This is a genomic window from Geotalea uraniireducens Rf4, assembly GCF_000016745.1.
Taxonomy (GTDB): domain Bacteria; phylum Desulfobacterota; class Desulfuromonadia; order Geobacterales; family Geobacteraceae; genus Geotalea; species Geotalea uraniireducens.
The window spans coordinates 92,336-115,742 of the sequence record NC_009483.1; the positions used below are offsets into that span (position 1 = coordinate 92,336).

7 protein-coding genes are annotated in these 23,407 nt (G+C 57.8%); 6 read left to right on the top strand and 1 reads right to left on the bottom strand.

The annotated features are described in order from the left end of the window. Window positions 1-87: 87 nt before the first annotated feature. From prpB to GURA_RS00365, 3 genes are read left to right on the top strand one after another with little or no spacing between them, the layout of a single operon-like run. Window positions 88-978: a methylisocitrate lyase gene (gene prpB / locus GURA_RS00355; protein ID WP_011937016.1), complete on the top strand. Its 891-nt coding sequence runs from the start codon at window positions 88-90 to the stop codon at window positions 976-978. Beyond that, window positions 975-2,093: a bifunctional 2-methylcitrate synthase/citrate synthase gene (prpC, locus tag GURA_RS00360; RefSeq protein WP_011937017.1), complete on the top strand. Its 1,119-nt coding sequence runs from the start codon at window positions 975-977 to the stop codon at window positions 2,091-2,093. Before prpB ends, prpC begins: the two co-directional genes overlap by 4 nt. Window positions 2,094-2,100: 7 nt before the next feature. Further along, a complete protein-coding gene (locus GURA_RS00365) occupies window positions 2,101-3,546 on the top strand; it encodes a bifunctional 2-methylcitrate dehydratase/aconitate hydratase (protein WP_011937018.1) in 1,446 nt (481 codons plus the stop codon). Between the two features lie 140 nt (window positions 3,547-3,686). On the opposite strand, the gene cobO is transcribed toward GURA_RS00365, so the two are convergent. Beyond that, window positions 3,687-4,268 carry a cob(I)yrinic acid a,c-diamide adenosyltransferase gene (cobO, locus tag GURA_RS00370; protein WP_011937019.1) on the bottom strand — a complete coding sequence of 194 codons (582 nt, stop codon included), beginning with the start codon at window positions 4,266-4,268 and terminating at the stop codon, window positions 3,687-3,689. Window positions 4,269-4,739: 471 nt separating this feature from the next. On the opposite strand from cobO, the gene GURA_RS00375 reads away from it, so the two are divergent. From GURA_RS00375 to GURA_RS00385, 3 genes are read left to right on the top strand one after another with little or no spacing between them, the layout of a single operon-like run. Next, the gene (locus GURA_RS00375) at window positions 4,740-11,408 is read left to right on the top strand and encodes a CxxxxCH/CxxCH domain c-type cytochrome (RefSeq protein WP_011937020.1); all 6,669 of its coding nucleotides are present in this window, start codon (window positions 4,740-4,742) and stop codon (window positions 11,406-11,408) included. Window positions 11,409-11,416: 8 nt separating this feature from the next. After that, window positions 11,417-15,733, top strand: a complete 4,317-nt coding sequence (locus tag GURA_RS00380) for a CxxxxCH/CxxCH domain c-type cytochrome (RefSeq protein WP_011937021.1) — start codon at window positions 11,417-11,419, stop codon at window positions 15,731-15,733. A 13-nt stretch (window positions 15,734-15,746) separates the two neighbouring features. After that, entirely contained in the window at window positions 15,747-23,294 is a 7,548-nt protein-coding gene (locus GURA_RS00385) for a CxxxxCH/CxxCH domain c-type cytochrome (RefSeq protein ID WP_157046096.1), read from the top strand. Window positions 23,295-23,407: the final 113 nt, after the last annotated feature.

Sequence of the window (23,407 nt, forward strand, 5' to 3'; positions counted from 1 at the left end):
ATTATCATATTCTTCTCATATTGACTGCGGACCATACAGCGCTAAGCTTTGTAAGTGTACGCAAAACAGAATCCCGGAGAAGTCGACATGAACGTTAAGCACACTCCAGGCGGATTGCTGCGTGCTGCTCTCAGCGAGGAAAAGCCGCTGCAGGTTGCCGGGGTTATCAATGCCTATGCAGCCCTGATGGCGGAGCAAAGCGGATTTCGTGCCCTGTATCTTTCCGGGGCCGGCGTGGCCAATGCTTCCTTCGGCCTCCCCGATCTGGGGATGACCACTCTTACGGATGTACTGGAAGATCTGCGGCGAATAACCGGTGCCACCGGTCTGCCGCTCCTGGTTGACGTGGACACCGGCTGGGGACACGCGTTCATGATCGGCCGCACCATCCGGGAGATGAGCCGGGCAGGAGCCGCCGGGGTACATATTGAGGATCAGGTGGTTACCAAGCGGTGCGGACATCGGCCGGGCAAGGCTCTGGTCGGCGCCGAAGAGATGGTGGATCGGATCAAGGCGGCGGTAGATGCCCGGATCGACCCCGATTTCGTCATCATGGCCCGGACCGATGCGGTGGCGGTGGAAGGACTGGAAGCCGCCATCGAGCGGGCCTGCCGCTACCGTGACGCCGGAGCGGACATGCTCTTCCCCGAGGCACTCACCGAGCTTTCCCACTATCGGCGGTTTGCGGATGCAACCGGCCTGCCGGTGCTCGCCAACATGACCGAGTTCGGCGTCACCCCCTTGTTTGATATCGAGGAACTCGCCGCCGCCGGTGTGAGCCTGGCCCTCTATCCGCTCTCGGCATTCCGTGCCATGTCTGCCGCAGCCCTGCGGGTTTACCGGGCGATCCGGGAGGAGGGGACGCAGAAGAGTGTCGTTGACATCATGCAGAGCCGTGCCGAACTCTATGCGTTCCTCGGCTACCATGACTACGAACGTAAACTGGACGAGCTGTTCGGAAAGGAGGAAAAACTATGAACGGGACTTACAGCCCTGGGCTGGAAGGGGTAGTTGCAGGTGAAACGGCGATCAGTACGGTGGGGAAAAAGGGGCGGGGCCTCACCTACCGCGGCTATGCAATCGACGATCTGGCCCGGCAGTCGACCTTCGAGGAGGTGGCGCATCTTCTGATCCACGGCAAACTTCCCAACCGGGAAAATCTGGCGCTCTTCCGGAATCGGCTCATGGCCCTGCGCAGCCTGCCGGCCGAACTGAAGACGGTTCTCGAACAGTTGCCGGCGTCAGCCCACCCCATGGACGTGCTCCGCACCGGATGTTCAGCCCTCGGCGCCATCGAACCTGAGGCTACGAGTTCTGAAATCCGGGTAGCGGAACGGCTTCTCGCCTCTTTTCCTTCCATGCTCCTGTACTGGCACCATTATCAAACAGGCGGCCGGCGCATCTCTACGGAATCCGGCGAGGAGAGTATGGCAGGGCACTTCCTGGCGCTGTTCCACGGGAAAAAACCGGAGGACCTGCAACGCCGGGCAGTGGATGCTTCCCTCATCCTCTACGCAGAGCATGAGTTTAACGCCTCCACCTTTTCCGCCCGTGTTACCGCTTCCACCCTGTCCGACTTCTACTCGGCCATTACCTCCGCCATAGGGACGCTGCGCGGGCCGTTGCACGGCGGCGCCAATGAGGAGGCGATGCGCCTGATCAGCCGCTTCGGCTCGGCGGATGAGGCAGAACAAGGTCTTCTTGAAATGCTGGCACGCAAGGAAAAGATCATGGGGTTCGGTCACAGGGTTTACAAGGAAATGGACCCGCGTTCTCCCATCATCCGGAAATGGTCGCAAAAGCTCTCTGAAGCCGGCGGCAACATGCTGCTTTACCAGGTATCCGAGCGGATCGAGAAAGTAATGCTGCGCGAGAAGCGGCTCTTTCCCAACCTTGATTTTTACAGCGCCTCCGCTTACCACCTCTGCGGCATCCCGACGACCATGTTCACACCGCTCTTCGTTTTTGCCCGTGTTGCCGGCTGGTCGGCCCACGTCATGGAGCAGCGCGCCGCAAACCGCATCTTCCGGCCGATCGCCGAATATACAGGGCCGGAACCGATGGCGTATCTGCCCATGGATCAGAGGGGATAGAAAAGCCATGACGACCCTGGCCGACATGAACATCCGCCCCTCTCCGGACCCGGAGATGGCGGCGATAGCCGACTATCTGTGCGATTGCGAGATAACGAGCGAAGAGGCTTATGAAACCGCCCGCCATTGTCTCATGGACAGCCTGGGGTGCGCCATGCTGGCGCTACGCTTTCCGGAATGTACGAAGCTTCTCGGTCCCCATGTCCCCGGCTCCACGGTGCCGCTCGGGGTAAGAGTCCCCGGCACCGGCTTTGAACTCGATCCGGTCAAGGCAGCTTTCGACATCGGCGTACTCATCCGCTGGCTCGACTTCAACGATACCTGGCTCGCCGCCGAATGGGGGCACCCCTCCGACAACCTCGGGGGGATTCTGGCGGTGGCCGATTTCATCTGTCGCCGGAGGGTTGCCGAAGGGAAGGCCCCACTGGTGATGCGCGATGTACTGACCGCCATGATCAAGGCCTATGAGATCCAGGGGGTGATGGCGCTGGAAAACGGCTTCAACCGGGTGGGACTCGATCATGTGGTGCTGGTCAAACTCGCCTCCGCGGCGGTGGCAACCCGGATGCTGGGCGGCGGCAGGGAGGAAATCATCAATGCTGTTTCCCAGGTCTGGGTGGATGGTCAGAGTCTCCGCACCTACCGTCACGCTCCCAATACGGGAAGCCGCAAGTCGTGGGCTGCAGGAGACGCCGCGAGCCGGGGAGTCCGCCTGGCGCTTCTCACCATGGCGGGTGAAAGCGGCTATCCAGGCGCCCTTACCGCCGGAACCTGGGGGTTTTATGACGTTTCCTTCCGGGGGGAACGGTTCCGCTTCCAGCGACCCTATGGTTCCCATGTCATGGAGAACATTCTGTTCAAAATCGCCTTTCCCGCCGAGTTTCACGCCCAGACAGCAGTGGAGTGCGCCATCAAGCTTCATGGCCAGGTCAGGGGAAGGCTCGACGACATCGAGCGGGTCGTCATAACCACCCAGGAATCGGCCGTCCGGATCATCAGCAAGAGCGGCCCGCTTTACAACCCAGCAGACCGCGACCACTGCATTCAGTATATGGTGGCCATCGGCCTCATCTTCGGCGAACTGACCGCCGACCATTATGCGGCTGCCGTGGCTGCGGACCCACGTATCGACCGGTTGCGCGAGAGGATGGAAGTAATGGAAGACCCTCGTTACAGCAAGGAGTACCTCCACCCTGACAAGCGTTCTATCGCCAATGCCGTAGAGATATTCTTCAAGGATGGCGGCAGCACCGGGAAGGTGGAGGTGGAGTTTCCCCTCGGCCATCGCCGGCGTCGGGCAGAAGGTCTCCCTCTCTTGTTGCAGAAATGCGAGTCGAATCTTGCCGGTCGTCTCCCCGCCGGACAAGTGGAGAAGATAATGGCACTCTGCCTCGACCGGCAGCGCCTGGAGAGCATGACTGTCGAGGCGTTCATGGGGCTGTTCGTGGGCTGAAGTGCAGGGAACGATTCCAGTCAAGACCTTTGAACCGCAAAGCCGCCAAGGACGCAAAGAGAACTAACCCGCGATTCGCCGCAGGGGGACATCTACATTGCCAGTAGCGGGGTATGCAAGGTAGGGGATAATGTGTTTTGTTAATAATCGATTCCTGGCTGAGGCTCGATCCTCTTGCGGTAGGCGTGCTTGATCTCTTGAATCTCGCTGACTGTGTCGGCCAGCTCGATCACCTGCGGGTGGGCATCTCGGCCGGTGAGGATCAGATGCATCATCGGCGGTTTAATGCGGAGGATCTCCAGAACCTGTTCCAGGTCGACCAGCTTGAGCTTGATGGCGTTGTTGATTTCGTCGAGGATCATAAGGTCATAGTTATGGGATGATATCTTCTCCTGGACGAGGTCGATGGCATCCTGGGCGTTGGCCCTGTGCTCGTCCCACGGGTAAGGGTTTCCCAGGATGCCGCAGAACCCCTTGCCGGTGGCGTGCAGCTCGATGGCGCAGTTCATCCGCTTGATGCTGTCCCACTCCCCGGCGTAGAGGTCACCCTTCATGAACTGGATGATGCAGACCCGCATGCCGTGGCCGCAGGCACGCAACGCCATCCCAAGCGCCGAGGTGGTCTTCCCCTTGCCGTGACCGGTGATGACCACGATCAGCCCCTGACGCACCTTGGGTTCGAACCGTTCGATCGTGTCGGGTGGTGTACCGCGTTTGACCATTGTTTCGCCTCCAGCTAATCTCTTACCTTCGCCATCTCAAGACCCGCCCCCAAGTCTTAACTCCCGCTCCGCTCTTTTGCCTCGGCCATCTCCTTCAGGCTCAGTACTGCTCGGGCATGTTCTCCTGGATAAGTTTTTCCGCTCATAAAGTGTAGCAGGATTACCTGAATTGTATATCGGGAAAAATGCGACAATCACCGGAAAACAGACGTTCATTGTACACCTCTGTATACGCATAAAATGTTGGCATTAATTGTGCTTAACATAACCTGTTAATTGCAATGTTTGAATGTAATCAGAGTGATAATAGCCAGTTAGCAAAATTATCTCATAATAAATTAAATCTAATTAGCGTGATTAGGCGGAGCTTGCCGTTATATTTCAAGGGTTTTTCCGGGCCTGTATAATGATTTAAGCTTAATTAAATTATTGGTGCGGGGCCGATTCGCAGTCAAAGGGGAGAGAAACTATATGAGACACCGGATAGTGGGAAATGTTGCTGCAGAGAGCAGCAAAGCCCGGATAAGTGTCATGGCAGTTGTTGGCATGGCCATTCTGATCATTGGTTTTTTTATAGCGGATAATATTTCCCCCGCAACTGCAAATGCCGCCGCTCCCCAATTGATCCATAACAGCGTTAACAGTGCTTCTGGCAAATATGGTACTTGGGGAACCGAGTATACCTGCGGCACCTGCCATAACAAACTGGCGAAAAACAATATAAAGTATGTCAACTATACCATTGCCACCCCGACCGGAAAAAGGCGGGTCATCTTTGACCGCTATACCGCTACGTCCAATGCTGTGACCGGTGTGTTCGGCAATGACTTACGGACGAGCTATGTCGACGGCTCCCGCAATGTCTGCGAGGTTTGCCATCACAGGACTATTTACCACAACTACAGTGCCACCAAACTCGTTCAAACCGGAAACTCTCTGACTCACCCGGAACACAAGAGCAACAAGAAGGACTGCAATGCCTGCCATAAGCACAACCTGGGTTATCGTCCCCCACAGCCCGGGTTGTGTACGGACTGCCACGGCGTCCCGCCGACCAATCCATCACAGCTTATAAGCAACGCCCTCGGTCCCATTCCCCCCGTCGATGCGGGTGCGCACGGCACCCACCGTTCACAGGAAGGGATGGAGTGCAGCACCTGCCACAACAATTTTGGCCATGGTCTGCTTGGCAACAGCATGATCGAATTCGGCTTCAGGATCGACAGGAAGACCTGGACGGCATTTTCCGGCATCTCCACAGTAATGTCCGGTACAATCACTGCCACCGATAATGCGGCGTTCAACAACAATTTTGCCGTTGCTCCAGGGAACCCTGGTACGGTGCTCAACCGCACCACTGCGTGGGGAACGACATGCAGTGTTTACTGTCATGGCGATGGGTGGGCGGCTCCATCGGGTAAGGCTCTCACGGGAGAGATTTCCTGGGCAAACGGACCCCTTGGTTCCTGCAGTGTCGCGGCTTGTCACGGCACCACCTCTGCGAACCCGCCGAACCCGGGGATCCCCGGTGCACATACGAGGCATGTGGGTGACCTGCAGTTGGCCTGCACCAAGTGCCACCCCGACTACGTCAGCCCACACATGGTCAATGGGCATGTGACCTGGAATATGTCCGGTCAGGGTGCTGCCGCCACATATAAAGGGTATCAGCATTTTTCAACTGCAACACTTCCCGGTGTCGCCCCCTACGGGGATTGCGACAACATATACTGCCACAGCAATGTCCAGCCGCAGGGAGGAGTCGGCGGGCCGGATAATTACAAGCTGGTCAGATGGGGCAGTTCAACAACATTGACATGCGACGGCTGCCACGGCGGCAAGCGGACCGATGCTGCGCCGATAGGTACCGGCGCCCATCCCAAACATATCAGCAATTACGCCTATGTCTGTGGTGACTGCCACTTCGGTGCCGGCGCCGACGGCACACTCATGAACCACCTGAACAATAATGTCGAGGTTGTCTTCAACACCTATAGCGGAAGTTACGGCCAGATGCCGACCAACACACCAGGCAACGGCTACGATAACTGCTCGGCAAACTACTGCCACAGTGATGGTAAAGGGAATAAGAGGGTGATTGGTTGGGGAACTGCAGGTCCTCTGGCATGTACAGCCTGCCACAAGGCAGATCAGGCTGGGAATGCCGTAAATACCGGCAAGCATACCGCCCATGTGGATAATGCCGGTTTCCTCGGCACAAACTACGGCTGCGTCACCTGTCACGCCAATACCGTCAGTGATAATACTACAATCAGCAATATCTCAAAGCACGTCAACAAACTGGCCGACTACTCTGGCGCCAGGGCCGGGCGCTACAATTCTTCAACCGGCACCTGTTCCGTCTCTTACTGCCACAGTGACGGCAAGGGGGGCTCACCGGCCATAGCTGTCAGCTGGAAAGACGGCTCGGTAATAAATGATTGCAAAGGATGCCACGGCAACTCATCAGGAGGGACCTTTGTCAGCGCCTCGGGTGAGCCAAATTACGCGAACACGGGTGCCGATACCACCTTCGCCAACAGCCACGATCGCCACATGGGCGGTGTAGGCATGTCTACCTGTGTCTATTGTCACAATGACACGGTGTCGGATACGGGTCTCAAGACCAATACATTCCATCTCAATGGCTCCAAGAACGTTGCAGCCGGTGGAGGCAAGAGCTTTACATATCTGGGTAACCGGACTTGCTCGAACATCAGCTGCCATGGTGGCCCCTCCAGCATCAAATGGGGGCAGTCTCTCCCTGCAGACTGTACCGGCTGTCATGGCAACAACGCCCTGAGCTTCGCCCCGATAAGCTCTGGCAAGCACAAGGCCCATATGAACAACGAAACAGTGCTCGGCAAAAACAGCCGTTGTGCAACCTGCCACGCACTGACTGCCAATTCCGATGACAGAAGCATTGCCGATGTTTCTGTTCACGGCAACGGCTTCAAAAACTACACCGGCTCGCTGGCCGGCAGCAGGAGCAGCTACTCGACCGCTACCGGCGTCTGTTCGGCCAGTTACTGTCACACCGACGGTAAAGGAGTACAGAATCTGCCCTTCACCAGCCTCAACGGCTGGAAATCCACTGCTACCCTCGATTGTACCGGGTGTCACGGCAACAGCAGTCCGGCAGACTTTGCCTCTACCGCTGGCGAACCTAACTATGTCAGCGCCGGTGCCGGGACGTTACGGGCCAATGACCATAAAAACCATGTGGACAGTGGAGCAGCCAGCTGTGTCTTCTGTCATGCCGATACGGCTTCCGTTACCGGGAGCATTTTTCTCAACTCCAGTACCCATGTCAACAGGCGTATCGATGTCAAGGCAGGCAATGGTAAAACATTTACCTACAGCGCCGGCAAGACCTGCGGCGACATCAGCTGCCATGGCGGCAAAGGCTCCTTTACCAAGGTCTGGGGCACTCCGGTTACAGCCGACTGTACCGGATGTCACGGCAACAACGCAGTCAGCTTTGCCCCGATCAGTTCCGGTCGGCACAAGTCCCACATCAACAATGCCGATCTCGGCAGCAACTACAACTGTACCGCCTGCCACGCCAAGACCATCAACGCCGATGAACGTTCCTTTTTCAACCGGAACCTCCACGGCAACGGTTATGTCGATTACTCCGGGGTGCAGGCGGGCAAGAGTCCGAGCTACGATCCGGCAACGGGTGCCTGTTCAGCCACGTATTGCCATACCGACGGCAAAGGCAAGCAGAACGTTGCATTTGGCCTTACCAACGGCTGGAAGTCGGCAACAGTCTACAGCAACTGTGCAGGTTGCCACGGAAACGATACGGCGCCCGCCTTCGGCAGCACCGCCGGCGAGCCGAACTATCCAAACGCCGGTGAATCGCAGCTGCGGGCCAACAGCCACGAGCGGCACATGGGTGGAGTTGGCGGAACAACCTGCGTCTACTGCCACAACGACACGGTGACGGCGGCTGGCTCTCTCAAGTCCGGCGCTTTCCATACCAACAGCACGCGTGATGTGGCGGCCGGCGGCGGCAAGAGCTTCAGCTATGACCCCGGCACCGGTACCTGCGCCAACATCAGCTGCCACGGTGGCCCGGCGCCCGCCAGGTGGGGACAGCTCTTCCCGGCCGACTGTACCGGGTGCCACGGCAACAACGCGCTGAGCTTCGCGCCGATGAGCTCGGGCAAACATAAGGCCCATATCAACAACAAGATCGTGCTCGGCAAAGACTATGCGTGCGCCAACTGCCACGCCCTGACCGCCAATGCCGATGACCGGAGCATCGCCGACGCCTCGGTTCACGGCAACGGCTTCAAGAACTTTACATCACCGCTGGCCGGCAACAGGAACAGCTACACCACAGCGACCGGCGTCTGCTCCGCAAGTTACTGCCACACCGACGGCAAGGGGCAGCAGAACGTAGCGTTCACCAGCGGCAATGGCTGGAAATCTTCAGCGGCCGTACAGCTTGACTGCAAAGGGTGCCACGGCAACAATTCTCCGGCAGACTTCGCCAGCGTGAACGGCGAACCGAACTACGCCAGCACCGGGGCCGATACGGCCCGCGCCAACAGTCACAAGAACCATGTGGACAGCGGTGCGGACAGCTGCGTATTCTGCCACGGCGCGACGGTGACGGCCGCGGGTGCGATCATTCAGGACAGCACTTCTCACGTTCTCAACAAGACCATCGATGTCATTGCCGGCGGAGGCAAGACCTTTGTTTACGGGGCAGGCAAGAACTGCAGCGACATCAGCTGCCATGGCGGCAAGGGTTCCTTCACCCAGACCTGGGGCGCTCCCATATCCGCAGACTGCACCGGTTGTCATGGCAACAATGCCGTAAGCTTTGCCCCGATCAGCTCGGGTCGTCACAAGTCCCATATGAACAACCTCGATCTCGGCTCCAACTACAGCTGTACTGCATGCCATGCCAAGACAATCAATGCCGATGAGCGCTCCTTCGCCGACCGGAACCTCCATGGCAACGGCTATGTCGATTACTCCGGGGCACGGGCGGGCAAGAGCTCGAGCTACGACACGGCAACGGGAGCCTGCTCCGCCAGCTATTGCCACAGCGACGGCAAAGGGGCGCAGAATGTTGCGTTTGGCCTTGGCAATGGCTGGAAATCGACGACCGTCTTCAGCAACTGCGTGGGGTGCCACGGCAACGACACGGCACCTGACTTCTCCAGTGCAGCGGGCGAGCCTAACTACGCCACCCAGGGTGCCGGCCAGCCACGGGCCAACAGCCACAAGATCCACGTAGGTAGCGCTGGCGCAGCAACCTGCGTATATTGCCACACAAACACGGTAAATACCGATGGCACGACCATCAAAGGGAACCACACCAATGGTGTGATCAGCTACGAGAATTCCGCCATTGCGGGCAAGACCTTCACGCCCGGCGCGGGGAAAACCTGTTCGAACATCAACTGTCACGGCTCCGGTTCACCGGCGGCAACATGGGGTGACACCCTCGGCTGCTCCGGCTGCCACGGCGGCAATGCGGGCAACGGCCCGATCAGCACCGGCAAGCACACGGCCCACATCAACAACCCGGACATCGGCAATAATCTCGGCTGCGCCGACTGCCACGCCAATGTTGTCAATACCGATACCTCCTTCAGCAACAGGATGCTGCACGCCAATGGCTTCGCCAACTACTCGGGCGTGATGGGGGGGAGCAGCAAGACTGCCTGCAACGCCGCATACTGCCACAGCGATGGAAAGGGAAGCACGGGTGTGGCGGTTGACTGGAATACCTCCCCGGCATTTTCCAACTGCATCGGCTGCCACGGTGCCGCAACCGGCTCAGGTACCTTCGCCGCCACGGCAGGTGAGCCAAACTATCAGAACCAGGCCGGACTCCGGGCAAACAGTCACCAGAGCCACGCATCTGCCGGCGCATCAAGCTGCGACACCTGCCATATCAATACCGTCGTCCCGACAGGCACCGCAATCAAGCCGGGATCGCTCCACCTGAACAGCTCCATTAACGTTGATTTCAACACAAGCAAGGCCGGATTATCTGCTTGGTATGATTCGCCGAACAAGACCTGTAACAATATAAGCTGTCACGGTTCGGGAACCCCAAAATGGGGTGACGCGTCTACTACCGGCTGTACGGCTTGTCATCCCAACCTCAGCGCGACCCATGCCAAGCATGTCGGTAATCTGTTCACCTCCGGCTCGGTTACTTTCTACAACTTTACCGCCAACCGCTCCGTCGGTACCTATTATAGCTTCGGCTGCGCCAACTGCCATCCAACCGATCCGGCCAAACACCGCAACAGCTACATCGACATCACGCTCAACAAAAACAAGGCAGGTGCCGGTTTCCTGTCGACCCTCAACAACCTGGTTAGTGACGATGCCAACGGCTACACCAGGGGAGGAGCAAACAACATCAGCTGCGAAACGGTCTACTGCCATTCGAACGGCCGGACTCTCAGCCTCGCGGCCGGCGATTACAAGCAGACTCCAAACTGGTATGGCGGATCGTTTGGTAATAACCGTTGCGGCGGTTGCCACGATAACCCGCCCCAGTATGCCGGTCAGTCCCATTACGTGGCAGCGTCCAGCATGGGCAATAACGGTTCGCCTCCCTATAAGGAGAGCGGCCACATGGTCGGCATCCACTTCCGCAACAACTCCAGGGGGAACAATCTGAACGGTTTCCTCGGTTACTCCTCGAGCGGGAGCATGGCCCACGGCAATCCTGCCATGGCGACGACCATCAGCTGCTATACCTGCCACAGCGGCATCGTGGACAGTACGCAGATCGATACCTACGCCATGACCGGTACCGGCAGCTACTTCCGTTGCGCCAACTGCCATACCTCGAACAGCAGAACACCGCTGCAGCCGGGCCAGATCGTCAACACCGCCCTGCACATCAACGGCACCAAGAATGTCGCCTTTGCGCCGATTACATTTAAAACCAAGGCCCAGTTGGCCAATGTTGGCAATGCCCTTGGCTGGTCTCGCAACAGCAACTACAAGGCGGATGATTCCTATGACAGCTCTGACCTGAGCATCTCCACCTGGGATGTCCAGACCAAGACGTGCCTCACGGCGTGCCATGTGAACCAGCCCGGCATCACCTGGGGTGCGCAGCTGAAGTGTGTAAGCTGCCACGCCAACCAGTAGGGGGGAACATGAGTACGTTGATATCCGGGATTAAAGGTAAAGTGACCATGATGATGATAAGACAGAATCCCAAGATGGGTGTGCAGAGAATAAAGCGGGTGGGATGGTTGTCCGCCACTATCCTCGGTCTTTTCTTTGCTTCCGTTATCAGTGTCCGGGCAGCTGACCTTCTTCATAACAGTGCCGATACCGCATCGAAAAAATGGCAGGCCCAGGGAGGCTGGGGTGTAACAGGGGGGAAGTATGGCAAGTTCGATTGCGCTACCTGCCATGAACCCGATGCGGCCAACCTCAGGAACATCCGTAAAACCATAACCACCCAGAACGGAGAAAGCTGGCCAAGCGGCTCGCCTTCGGTAGATGTAACCTTTCTCAACTCCACAAGCATGGGCTATGACAAGGGGGGGCACGCAGCTTCCAGCCGCATATGTGAGGTCTGCCACAGTGCCAACCAGTTCCATAACTTCAATACCGCCAATAACACGGGCGGCCTTTCACATCCGACGCCCAATGCGGTCTGTACTTCCTGCCACAAGCATAACACCGGCTTCAAGGCGGCCTGTGGCGGGTGCCACGGCAACCCTCCCACTGCTGCCGTACTTGGCGGTGATTACGGCCTGATCGGCACTCCCCGCGCCTCCAACGCCATGGCTGCCGGACAGGTGGGTGCCCATGCCACCCACACCCAGACCCGCAACATGGTTTGCGACACCTGTCACTATATCAACAACGGCACCATCAAGATGCCCAATCTGAGCAACACCATCGATATCGGCTTTTATGGTTTTGGCGGCAAGGTAACCAGCGGCACCTATGTTCCCTATTCTTCCACCAGTCGTGGCTACCGCATTGCCTCGGGCACAGCCAATACGACCATGGCAACGGTGGTAACCAGCTATGCCAATGCAAACAAATGTTCCGGGGTCTACTGCCATGGCGGCGGGGTGAAAGTAGGAGCTACCCAGGTAAAAGCACCGCTTACCGGGGGTAACAATATTGCCCCGCAATGGACCGCGGTTTCCCAGAACCAGTGCGGCAGCTGCCATGGAGTAGATGCCGCCAGCCCGCCGACAATGGGGAGCCATGTCAAGCACGTGGTGCCGGTCTGGTCGGCCCAGAGCGGCAACTGCGACCTCTGTCATCCGGCCATAGACATGTCCCACGTCCAGGGAAGCTTGCGCTGGGAGATGAAGGTAACTGACGCCAGAGTCGGCGCAAATGCAACATACAAAGGTCTGGACAAGGGTGCTACCGGAGACTTGGCCCCCAGCGACACCTACGGCCAATGCACAAACGTTGCCTGCCACACCGACGGCAAGGGGGGAGCACCGAGGCTGGATGCCACCTGGGGGAGCAGCACCTTCAATGCCGATTGTTCAGGTTGCCATGGCGGCAATGCCGGAAGTAGCGCACCCATTGCCTCCGATATGCACGGACAGCACATCAACCAGATCGGAGTAAACGGCGTCAACTTCGGCTGCGTCGAGTGTCATGCCCAGACAGTAACAGCTGACAGAACAATCGGTGTTCTTGGCAATCACCTTAATCAGCTTGTCAACTATTCCGGGGCCAGGGCGGGCAAAAACAAGGCTGCCTGCAACAGTGCCTATTGCCACAGCGATGGCAAGGGGAATGCCGGCATGGCAGTCAGCTGGTCTGGTGGAACCCCCATCGATAACTGTATCGGCTGTCACGGCTCAGCCAGCCCTGCCGATTTTGCAAGTGTCTATGGCGAGCCCAATTATGCGAGTACCGGTGGTGGTGCAGCACGGGGCAACAGCCATAAAAAGCATGTGGCCGCCGGTTCCGCCAGCTGTATCTACTGCCATGGCGGAACCGTAACAGGAACAGGCGCTTTGACAGGTGCCAATCATATCGACATGACTATCCAGGTGGCCCCCGGTGGTGGCGAGAGTTTCGGCTATCCGGGAGGCAAGACCTGCTCGACCATTTCCTGCCATGGTTCAGGCTCTCCCAATGCCGTCTGGGGCGCCACCCTGCCGGCCGACTGTACCGGCTGTCACGGCGGCAATGCAGCAGTGGCACCCAATGACATCAAGACCGGCCAGCATACCCGGCACATTAACAATGTATCGGTGAACGGAGTGAATTACGGTTGTGCCGAATGTCATGCCCAGACGGTAAATGCCGATCTGACGATCAGCAATTCCACCCTCCATGTCAATAAGTTTACCAACTATTCCGGAGCCCGCGCCGGCAAAAACACGGCTGCCTGCAATGCCGCTTACTGCCATTCAGACGGAAAAGGGAGCGCAGGCATCGCGGTAAACTGGGCAACAGGACCGGCCATAGACAACTGCACAGGTTGCCATGGTGCAGCCAGTCCGGCGGATTTTGCCAGTGTTTACGGCGAGCCGAACTACGCCGGCACCGGTAGTGGAGCCGAGCGCGCCAACAGCCATAAGAAGCATGTGGGAACTTCAGGCTCTTCCACCTGTATCTATTGTCATGCAGGGACAGTGGCTGTGGACGGCAAACTTGCCGGCGCCAATCATATGGATAAATCTATCCAGGTCTCACCGGGCGGAGGGAAGGATTTCGGTTATCCCGGCGGCAAGACCTGTTCAAACATTACCTGTCACGGTGCCGGTTCACCAGATGCGGTCTGGGGTGCGACCATGCCTGTCGACTGCACCGGTTGCCACGGCGGCAACAGCGCCAGTTTCAAACCGATCTCCTCGAACATGCATAAACCACACGTGAGCCAGTCCGGCTTGAATGGGGAGAATTACGGTTGTGTCGAGTGCCATGCCCAGACGGTCAATGGAGACCGGTTGGTGTCGAATCAGGGCAACCACGGCAACCAGTTCCCCAACTATTCCGGTGCCAGGGCAGGCAAGATTGTTGCGTCCTGCAACGCCTCCTACTGCCATGGCGACGGCAAGGGGAGCGCCGGTATGGCTGTAAGCTGGGCGGGCGGCACCCCCATAAACAATTGCATCGGCTGTCACGGTGCTGCCAGTCCGGCCGACTTCACAAGCATTGCCGGCGAGCCGAACTATGCAAACGCCGGTATCGGCCTCTACAAGGCCAACAGCCACAGGAGCCATACTGCGGCCGGCGCCTCCACCTGTGAAACATGCCACATCAATACGGTGACCACTGACGGTACGGCCATACTCGGGACCGGCCTCCACATCGACAGGTCCATCAACGTCAACTTCAATACAACCAAGGCCGGTGCCACGGCCAACTACGATCCTGTTACCCGGACCTGCAACAACATTTCCTGCCACGGCGGCGGGAACCCCAGATGGGGCGATATCAGCGCCGGATGCAGTGCCTGCCACCCGAATCCGGCAGGGCTCCACACCGTACATATCCGCGATATGCTCTCGGCCGGCATGGTTGCATTTTATAACTTCACCGGCAATCGTTCCGTTGGTACATACTATCGCTTTGGTTGCGCGAACTGCCACCCGACCGATACCGCGAAACACCGTAACGGCCAAGTCGAAGTGACTTTCAACAAGAACAAGGCTGGCGCAGGCTATCTCACAACCCTCAACAATCTGGTCAGCGACGATACCGGTGGCTACACCAAGGGGGGAGCCAACAATTTCACCTGCGAGACAGTCTACTGCCACTCGAACGGCCGAACCCTTTCACTCGTTGCCGGAGACTACCGGCAGACCCCCAACTGGTACGGCGGCAGCTTTGGCGGCAACCGTTGCGGCGGCTGCCACGACAATCCGCCCCAGTACGCCGGTCAGTCCCATTACGTTGCCGAGTCCAGTCTTGGTGACAACGGGACCCCCCCATATGCGGAGAGCGGTCACATGGTCGGCATCCACTTCATGAATACCTATGTGGGTAACAATATGAACGGTTATCTCGGCTATTCTTCCAGCGGGAGCATGGCCCATGGCAACCCGGCCCTGGCGACGACCATCAGCTGCTACACCTGCCATAGCGGTATCGTGAGCAGCTCGCAGATCGACACCTATGCAATGAGCGGCACCAGCAGCAATTTCCGCTGCGAGGCCTGCCACACCTCGAGCAGCAGAACGCGACTGCAGCCGGGCGAGATTGTCAACGCGTCCCTCCACATAAATGGTGCCAAGGATGTGGCGTTTGCTCCCATCAGTATAAAAACCAAGGCCCAATTAGCCAATGTTGCCAATGCTCTCGGCTGGTCACGTAGCGGTAACTACAAGGCAGATACTTCTTACGACAGTGCCGATCTGAGCGTTGCCACCTGGAATGCCCAGACCAAAACATGCCTCACCGCGTGCCACGTAAATCAACCGGACATTACATGGGGTGCGCAGCTTAAGTGTGTGAGTTGTCACGCGAACCAGTAAGAGGGGAAGGCACATGATCAAGAACGGCATAAAAAGATTTTTCATAAAGGGTGAAGATGCGATGAAGATACGGACTGTTATGACTATTTTTCCGGGTAGAGTGTTAAAAGGGTTGACAGCACTGGCGATTGCCTGGGCAATAAGCTTGACCCCTTTACCATCAGGTGCCGTTGATCTCATGCACAACAGTGATCCCAGTGGGGGTACCGGCTCGACAAAATGGGCAGCCCAGGGAGGATGGGGGGTGACCGGCGGCAAGTACGGCAAGTTTGAATGCTCTACCTGTCATGAACCGAATAAAAAGCCGAACATCAAGAATGTCCGTCGTGTAATTACCACCCGGAACGGCGAGAACTGGCCCAACGGCTCATCTTCTGCCGCCATATCGTTCAGCAACGTGACCAGCATGGGCGAGGATACCGGCGGCCACTCAACCTCCAGCCGCATCTGCGAAGCCTGTCACAGCCAAAACAAATTCCATAATGCAAATACTGCAAACAATATAGCAAACGGTGGAAACCTCAGCCACCCGACTCCCAAGGCCATATGCACCTCCTGTCACAAGCATAACACCGGCTTCAAGGCCGCCTGCGGCGGTTGCCACGGCAATCCACCCACGGAAGCGGTCATTGGGGGAGACACTGGCCTCGTTGGCACCCCCCGGCCCTCAAATGCGCTCACATCCGGTCATGCCGGTGCCCATGTCACTCACACCGAGACACGGGGCATGGTCTGCGACACCTGCCATTATATAAACAACGGCGGCATCAAGATGCCGAATCTCAGCAACAGCATCGATATCGGTTTTTTCGGTTTCGGCGGTAAGGTGACAAGCGGCACCTATGTTCCCTATTCCTCGGCCAATCGCGGCTACCGGGTCGCATCGGGCACTGCCAATACCACCATCGCAACAGTTGTAACCGATTACACCACCGCAAATATCTGCTCCAATGTGTACTGTCATGGCGGAGGCGTCAAAGTCGGTGCGACCCAGGTGAAAGTGCCGCTGACCGGCGGAAGTAATCAGAATCCCCGTTGGGACGCAGCCAGCCAGAACCAGTGCGGCAGTTGCCACGGCACCACACCGGCCACGCCCCCTGCCATGGGGAGCCATGTCAAGCATTCCGGCTCGACCGGCTACAGCTTCTCCTGTGATCTCTGCCATCCGGCCATTGACGTAACCCATGTCCAAGGGAGTGTCCGTTGGAGCATGAAGACTTCGGATTCCCGGGTGGGAGCTGCTGCTGCCTATAAAGCTGCCGGATCTCTTGAAGCATTGCAGCAGGGAGCAACCAATGACCTTGCCCCAAGTGCGGCCTACGGTCAGTGCTATAATCTTTACTGCCACAGTAATGGAAAGGGCGGAACGCCACGCCAGGATCCAACGTGGGGTGACGGCAATTATTCCACCGGCTGCACAAACTGCCACGGCAACAACGCCGGTGCTGTCTCCACCATGGCCAGTAACGGCCACAAAGCCCACGTTGCAAATACAAGTGCCCGCTTTGGCGGGTTTGATTTCCGCTGTCAGGAATGTCACAACGCTACGGTAAATGCCACCGATACTGCAGTGATATCCACCTCTCTTCATGTCAATGCAGCTGCTGATGTGGCTTGGGGCCCGGACGCATCGTACGTGCCTAACGGCGGTACGAGCACCCTGCCGTACAATTCGGCCCAAACCTGCACGGTTTACTGCCATTCCAATGGTCAGGGTAAATACAAGGCTCCCCCGCAGACCTGGAACACTATTGGCGATAACCAGGAGGGGACCATTGAGTGCAATTACTGCCACAACGGCCTGGCTGGCGTGCAAAATCAGATGAGTTCGGGACGGCATCTGAATCACATCAATGGCGGCCCGCTGCCGCACAGGCCCATTGCCTGTAACTGGTGCCACTCGAACACCGTAGCCTCTAACGGCCAATCGGTATACAACGGTACCGATGTCAAGCACATCAACCGCACGATCGACGTCTCGTTCATAAAAATGGCTAATTTCTCCGGAAGTTATAGCACCTCTAACCACGTCTGTTCAAACACGTACTGTCATACCAACAATGCAACCACCTCTACCCGGGACTGGGATACCACCACGGTCAATACCTGCGGCAACTGCCATGAGGCGAACAATACGACCACCGCGTCAGCCACACTGTCACCCGCACACCGCAAACATTACAACAGGTCGACACGTCCTTCCAATACGACTGAGCAGGGGTGGACCAACGTCAATCTGTCCGCCAGCACCAATATCTTTATGTGCGGTATCTGCCATCCCGGCACTCCGACGACCAGCCACCTTAACGGGCCGCCGGCAGGCGTTACCAACGGGTCTGTGGCCGAAGTGGCGATCCGCCTCCCGTTTACGCCCCCTGTCGGTGCCACCAGACCCGAGATAGTAACCCGCGGCACCGGTGTCAATTACGATGGTCGAGGCTATGGTTATTCTACCGGGACCACCTGCGATACTTACTGCCATTCCGACGGCCGGGGCAACCCGGGAAAACGCAACAGCACCAGCACGCCGAGGCTGGAATGGACTACCGCCACCGGAGTCGTCTGCGGCAACTGTCATAACCAGTATGGCGATGCTAACCCCACCTGGTCAGGTTCCCATACCAAGCATCTCTCCGGTTCACGAAGCACCAATGCCACTTGCAACGCCTGCCATGCGGCCACGGCGGCGGACAATACCACTCTGATAGCCGGCAGGCGCGACAAGCATCCCAACGGTTTCCGCAATGTGACCGGCAACAGCATTGCCGGTGCCATCCGTTGGGACAGCAGCGTCCAGCAGTGTACCAACGTCTACTGCCATTTCAACAAGCCCGTTACCTGGGGCGGCTCTCTCCCAGCGGGTTGCATTGGCTGTCACGGCTACAACGCCGGTTCCGGAGACCCGATCGCCACCAAGGGGCACACCGCCCATGTCAACAACACCAGCACCAGATTCGGCAACTTCAACTTCAAGTGCAACGAATGCCACGCTTCAACAGTAAATGCATTTGACAATGTTACTGCTGTCTCGCTTCATGCCAACAAAGTTAATAATGTGAGCTGGGGTGCCAAGTCAACGGGAGGACTCGCCTACGCAACAAACGGCTGCACGCAGATATACTGCCACTCCAACGGCACCGGGGTATACAAGGCGCCGCCGACCACCTGGAACAACATTGCTTCGGGACAGCAGGGAACCATTGAGTGCAATTACTGCCACAACGGCCTGGCCGGTATCCAGAGACAGATGAGCACCGGGCGGCACATCAACCATATCAATGCCGGACCGCTGCCCCACAGGCCCGTTACCTGCAACTGGTGCCACTCCGGCACCGTAGCCTCCAACGGCCAATCGGTATACAACGGTACCGATGTGAAACACATCAACCGCACGATTGACGTATCCTTCATCAAGATGGCCAACTTTTCGGGGAGCTACTCCACCTCGAACCATGTCTGCGCCAATACCTATTGCCATACGAACAATGCGACGACCTCCACCCGTGACTGGGATACCGCGACGGTCAATACCTGCGGCAACTGCCACGAGGCCAACAATACGACGACAGCGTCAGCCACACTGTCCCCGGCACACCGCAAGCATTACAACAGGTCAACACGTCCTTCCAATACGACAGAACAAGGATGGACCAACGTCAACCTGTCGGCCAGTACCAATATCTTTATGTGCGGCACATGCCACCCGGGCAGCCCAACTGAAAGCCATATTAACGGTCCCCCCGCAGGTGTCACAAACGGTTCAGTTGCCGAAGTGATTATGCGACCGCCGTTCTCGACGCCCCAGGGTGCCGGACGCCCTGAAATCGTGTTCCGCGGCACCGGTGTGAACTATGATGGCCGGGGCTATGGCTACTCCACCGGTACATCCTGCGATACCTATTGCCACTCCGACGGACGTGGCGGCCTTGGTAAACGGAATTACGCAAATACGGCGTTTACTCCGGTCACCAGTGTACTGCGTTGGACAGGCAGGGCTGCCGCCTGTGGAGACTGCCATAACAAGGCCAGTGACAATCCGGCAACCACAACCTGGTCACAGCCCCACAACAAGCATGCCAACACCTATGGCAACGGCGGCACCATAGGCAGCAACAACACCACAACCAATAACACATTGGTAACCTGCGCCGCCTGCCATGCATCCACCGCCTCCAGCAATACGGCTCTTGTCTCCGGTAGCCGAGCCAAGCACCCGAACGGCTTCCGCAACATATCGGCCAGCAGTACCGTAGGCTCTGCCGCATTCCGCTGGGATCCGGCAAACAACCAGTGCAAGAACGGTTACTGCCACAGCAGAGCCTATTCGTTTACCGACTATTCCACCCCCTCGATCAAGTGGGATACGGTACAGGCGGACATTCACTGCGGCAGCTGCCACAACAGCTATCCGGTTGGTCCTGATTATGCCAACGGCTATAAGGGAAAGGCCAACAGCCACCCCAAACATGCGGTTTTCTGGGGGTTCACCTGTGACTGGTGCCACAATGGAACCACCACAACCGGCAATACCATCACCAACGTCAGAAACCATGTCAACAAGAACTACAACGTTGTGGCCAACGGCACCAAGACCTTTATCGGCAAGGCCAACACCTTCACCGCTACTGCGACTACCAATCCGCCGAGCGTGAAGACCACCTGCACCAACGTCAACTGTCACGGCGGCAATACCTCAACCGTCTTCACCTGGGGGGGGACCAACAAGTGCAGCGACTGCCATCTGACCACCGCCGCCGACACGATCAACTATGCCTTCAAGAACAGCACCATGGCGACTATCAATTCTGTCGAATGGACCTACTCCGGTCATGGCAAGGCCAGCGGCACATACGACGTGACCGGGTCCAATGCGGCCAATTTCCCCGGAGCGGCCGGCACCGGCGACCCCTGTCTCTATTGTCACGACTACGACGTGATCCACGGCGATAGCGGGAACCCGCTCCGTTTGAGAAACTTTGCCGATCCTGCCTGGGGCAAGAACGGCGTCTGTCTCATCTGCCACGCCACGGGTCAGGGTAACTATGACCCGGACGGCACAGGACCCATGACGGCCAAAGGTGCGAGCAAGAAGATCGACAAGTACCATTACGGCTTGAAGCACTCGACAACTCTTAACAGTGGCCAGTTCTGCTGGGATTGTCATGACTCCCACGGCGATCGGAACAGCACCAATGCCGGGCCGATTGCCATGGTACATCTGAAGCCTGCCGTCACCTCTGATGGCGTCACCGGCATACCAACAAGCTTTACGGCGAATAACGTTTCCTTTGTTGCCAGGGCGGCAGCCTCTGACTGGGCCAAAACAGTTGCGCCTTTCAACGGCATCTGCAACGTCTGCCATACTTATAAGTCTGCCGACCCGAACAAGATGGTGCACTTCACCGCGACCAATTCTGATGCCATCCACAATACGACCACGGTCTGCACCCAGTGCCATCTGCATAGCTCTACGACTACCTACGATGGAACCGCATATAAAGGTGATCCTAAGGTCTGCGACGGCTGTCACGACGGCAACAATAACGGCGGTCTTTCTCCGGGCATTGCCGGCACTCCTTCCACCAATGCCGGCCATGCCATCCATTACAACCAGGCGACCGTCTTCAACCATTACACCGGCAACAACAAGCATACGGCCACAGCCTATGGTTTTGCCTGCAAGAATTGCCATGTGAAAACTCTCGTGAATCACCAGAACGGTGGCACAGCAGAGATGCTCGGGTCCATAGGCTATGTCCAGGGGGGGACGTCGACCCCGGACGGCCGCGATTACAACTACTATAACGCCGATACCTGCGGCACGAACAGCTGTCACCAGGATGGCAGGCTCGGAACGCCGCAAACAACCTCATTCGCGTGGTCGGGAACCAGGACATCAAACTGCGGCAAGTGCCATGTCGATATGTCTTCCAGCGCTTCTGCTACAGGCAGTCATGTCAAGCATGCCCAGGCATCCGGCATCGCTTATGCCTGCAGCACGTGCCATGGCACGGGGTACGGTTCGACGGCAATCTTTAATCCGACCCACGTGAACAACCAACTGACCCTGTCTTTCACCGGCAGCGCAGCAGGCACGACGTACCAGAAGGGGACAAGCTTCCCTCTCGGGACAGCCTTCGACACTTGTACCGTCAGCTACTGCCACAGTAGCGTCCAGGGTACCAACGGCAGCGGCGTTCCCACCTCGTACAAGACTACCCCGGCATGGGGCAACGCGGCGTCTCTCGCCTGCAGCGCCTGCCATACCGACATGACCGCTAGCGGCAGCGGCACCCACCTGAAGCATACTGCCAAGTATGCTTGCGCTACCTGCCACAGCACTGCCGGGAGCGGCACTGTCAAGCATGCCGACGGCTTCATCGACGTCACATTCAGTGGCGCAGGTGCCGGCTCCGCTTACACCCAGTCGCGTACGGCAGCAGGGAGCGACGGCTACGGAACCTGCTCCAACATCGCCTGCCACTATAACGGCACAGCCACATGGGGCGTCGGCACCCTCGCCTGTGTCAGCTGCCATCCGCTGGCGACACTCCAGGCGAATGGCGCCCACGGCAAGCATGTCAGCGCCGTGCCGACCTTCTACAACTTCACCGCCAACCGCTCAACCTTGGCGGCATACAACTACGGCTGCTCCAACTGCCATCCGCAGGATAGCTTGCTCCACGCCAACGGCAGCGTGAACGTCACGCTGAACGCTGCCAATACCGGTGGCGGCGGCAATGTGGGTAGCCTGCGAGCAAGGAACAGCGCCACTGCGGACGGCCTTGCCGCCAGCAATGGGCCTTCCGGTATATACGGCACCACCAGGGTGAGCGTGCGCTGCTCGGCCGCTTACTGTCACAGCAACGGCTACGCCGTCAACCTGAAGTACATGATAACACCCGACTGGTACGGACCTGCCTACACAGGCGACAAGTGCGCCATGTGCCACGGCAACTCACCAAACGCCAACGATCCACTCAACCAGCCCGGCTCACCGGCCCATTACAGCAAAAACTTCCTGGGCTTTGCCAACGTCAGCGGCGGCCACCTGAGGGGTATTCACACGAACCAGATCTTCACAGGGACCATCGGCCTCGCTCCGGCCGGCAACACGGCGACCGGCAGCCACGGTAACGCCGGCACGTCAACGACAATTAACTGCAACATCTGTCATAACAAAACGGTTACCAGCAGTGCCAATGACAAGAACGTCGCCTGCGTAGTCTGCCACACGGCTCTGCCGAAGAACCCGGCAGACCTGATTGCCGACAAGCGCTTCCATGTCTCCGGGAACGTGGACGTCTCATTCGCCTCAATCAGGGTCAAGTCCAAGGCCCAGCTCAGGAGCGGCAGCTATGATGCAGCCATCTGGTCCCGCCAGGTGGGCTACAAGGCTTCAGGCGCATACGACGCGGCGTTCAAGACCTTCACCACAGCGACCCAGTGGGATAGTGCCACCAAGACCTGTTCCAACATCTCCTGCCACAACGGCAAGACGGTCAAGTGGGGAGATACCGGCGGCACTACTTCCTGTGCAAGCTGCCACAGCTCGCTCTAGGAGCCTGTCGGACTTAGGGAATCGTAGCGAGAGAATGGCAAATCGAGGACAGATTTTCGGAAATTTGAGAGCGAATAGTGGACCTATTTGTCGAAAATTTCCGGAAATATGGA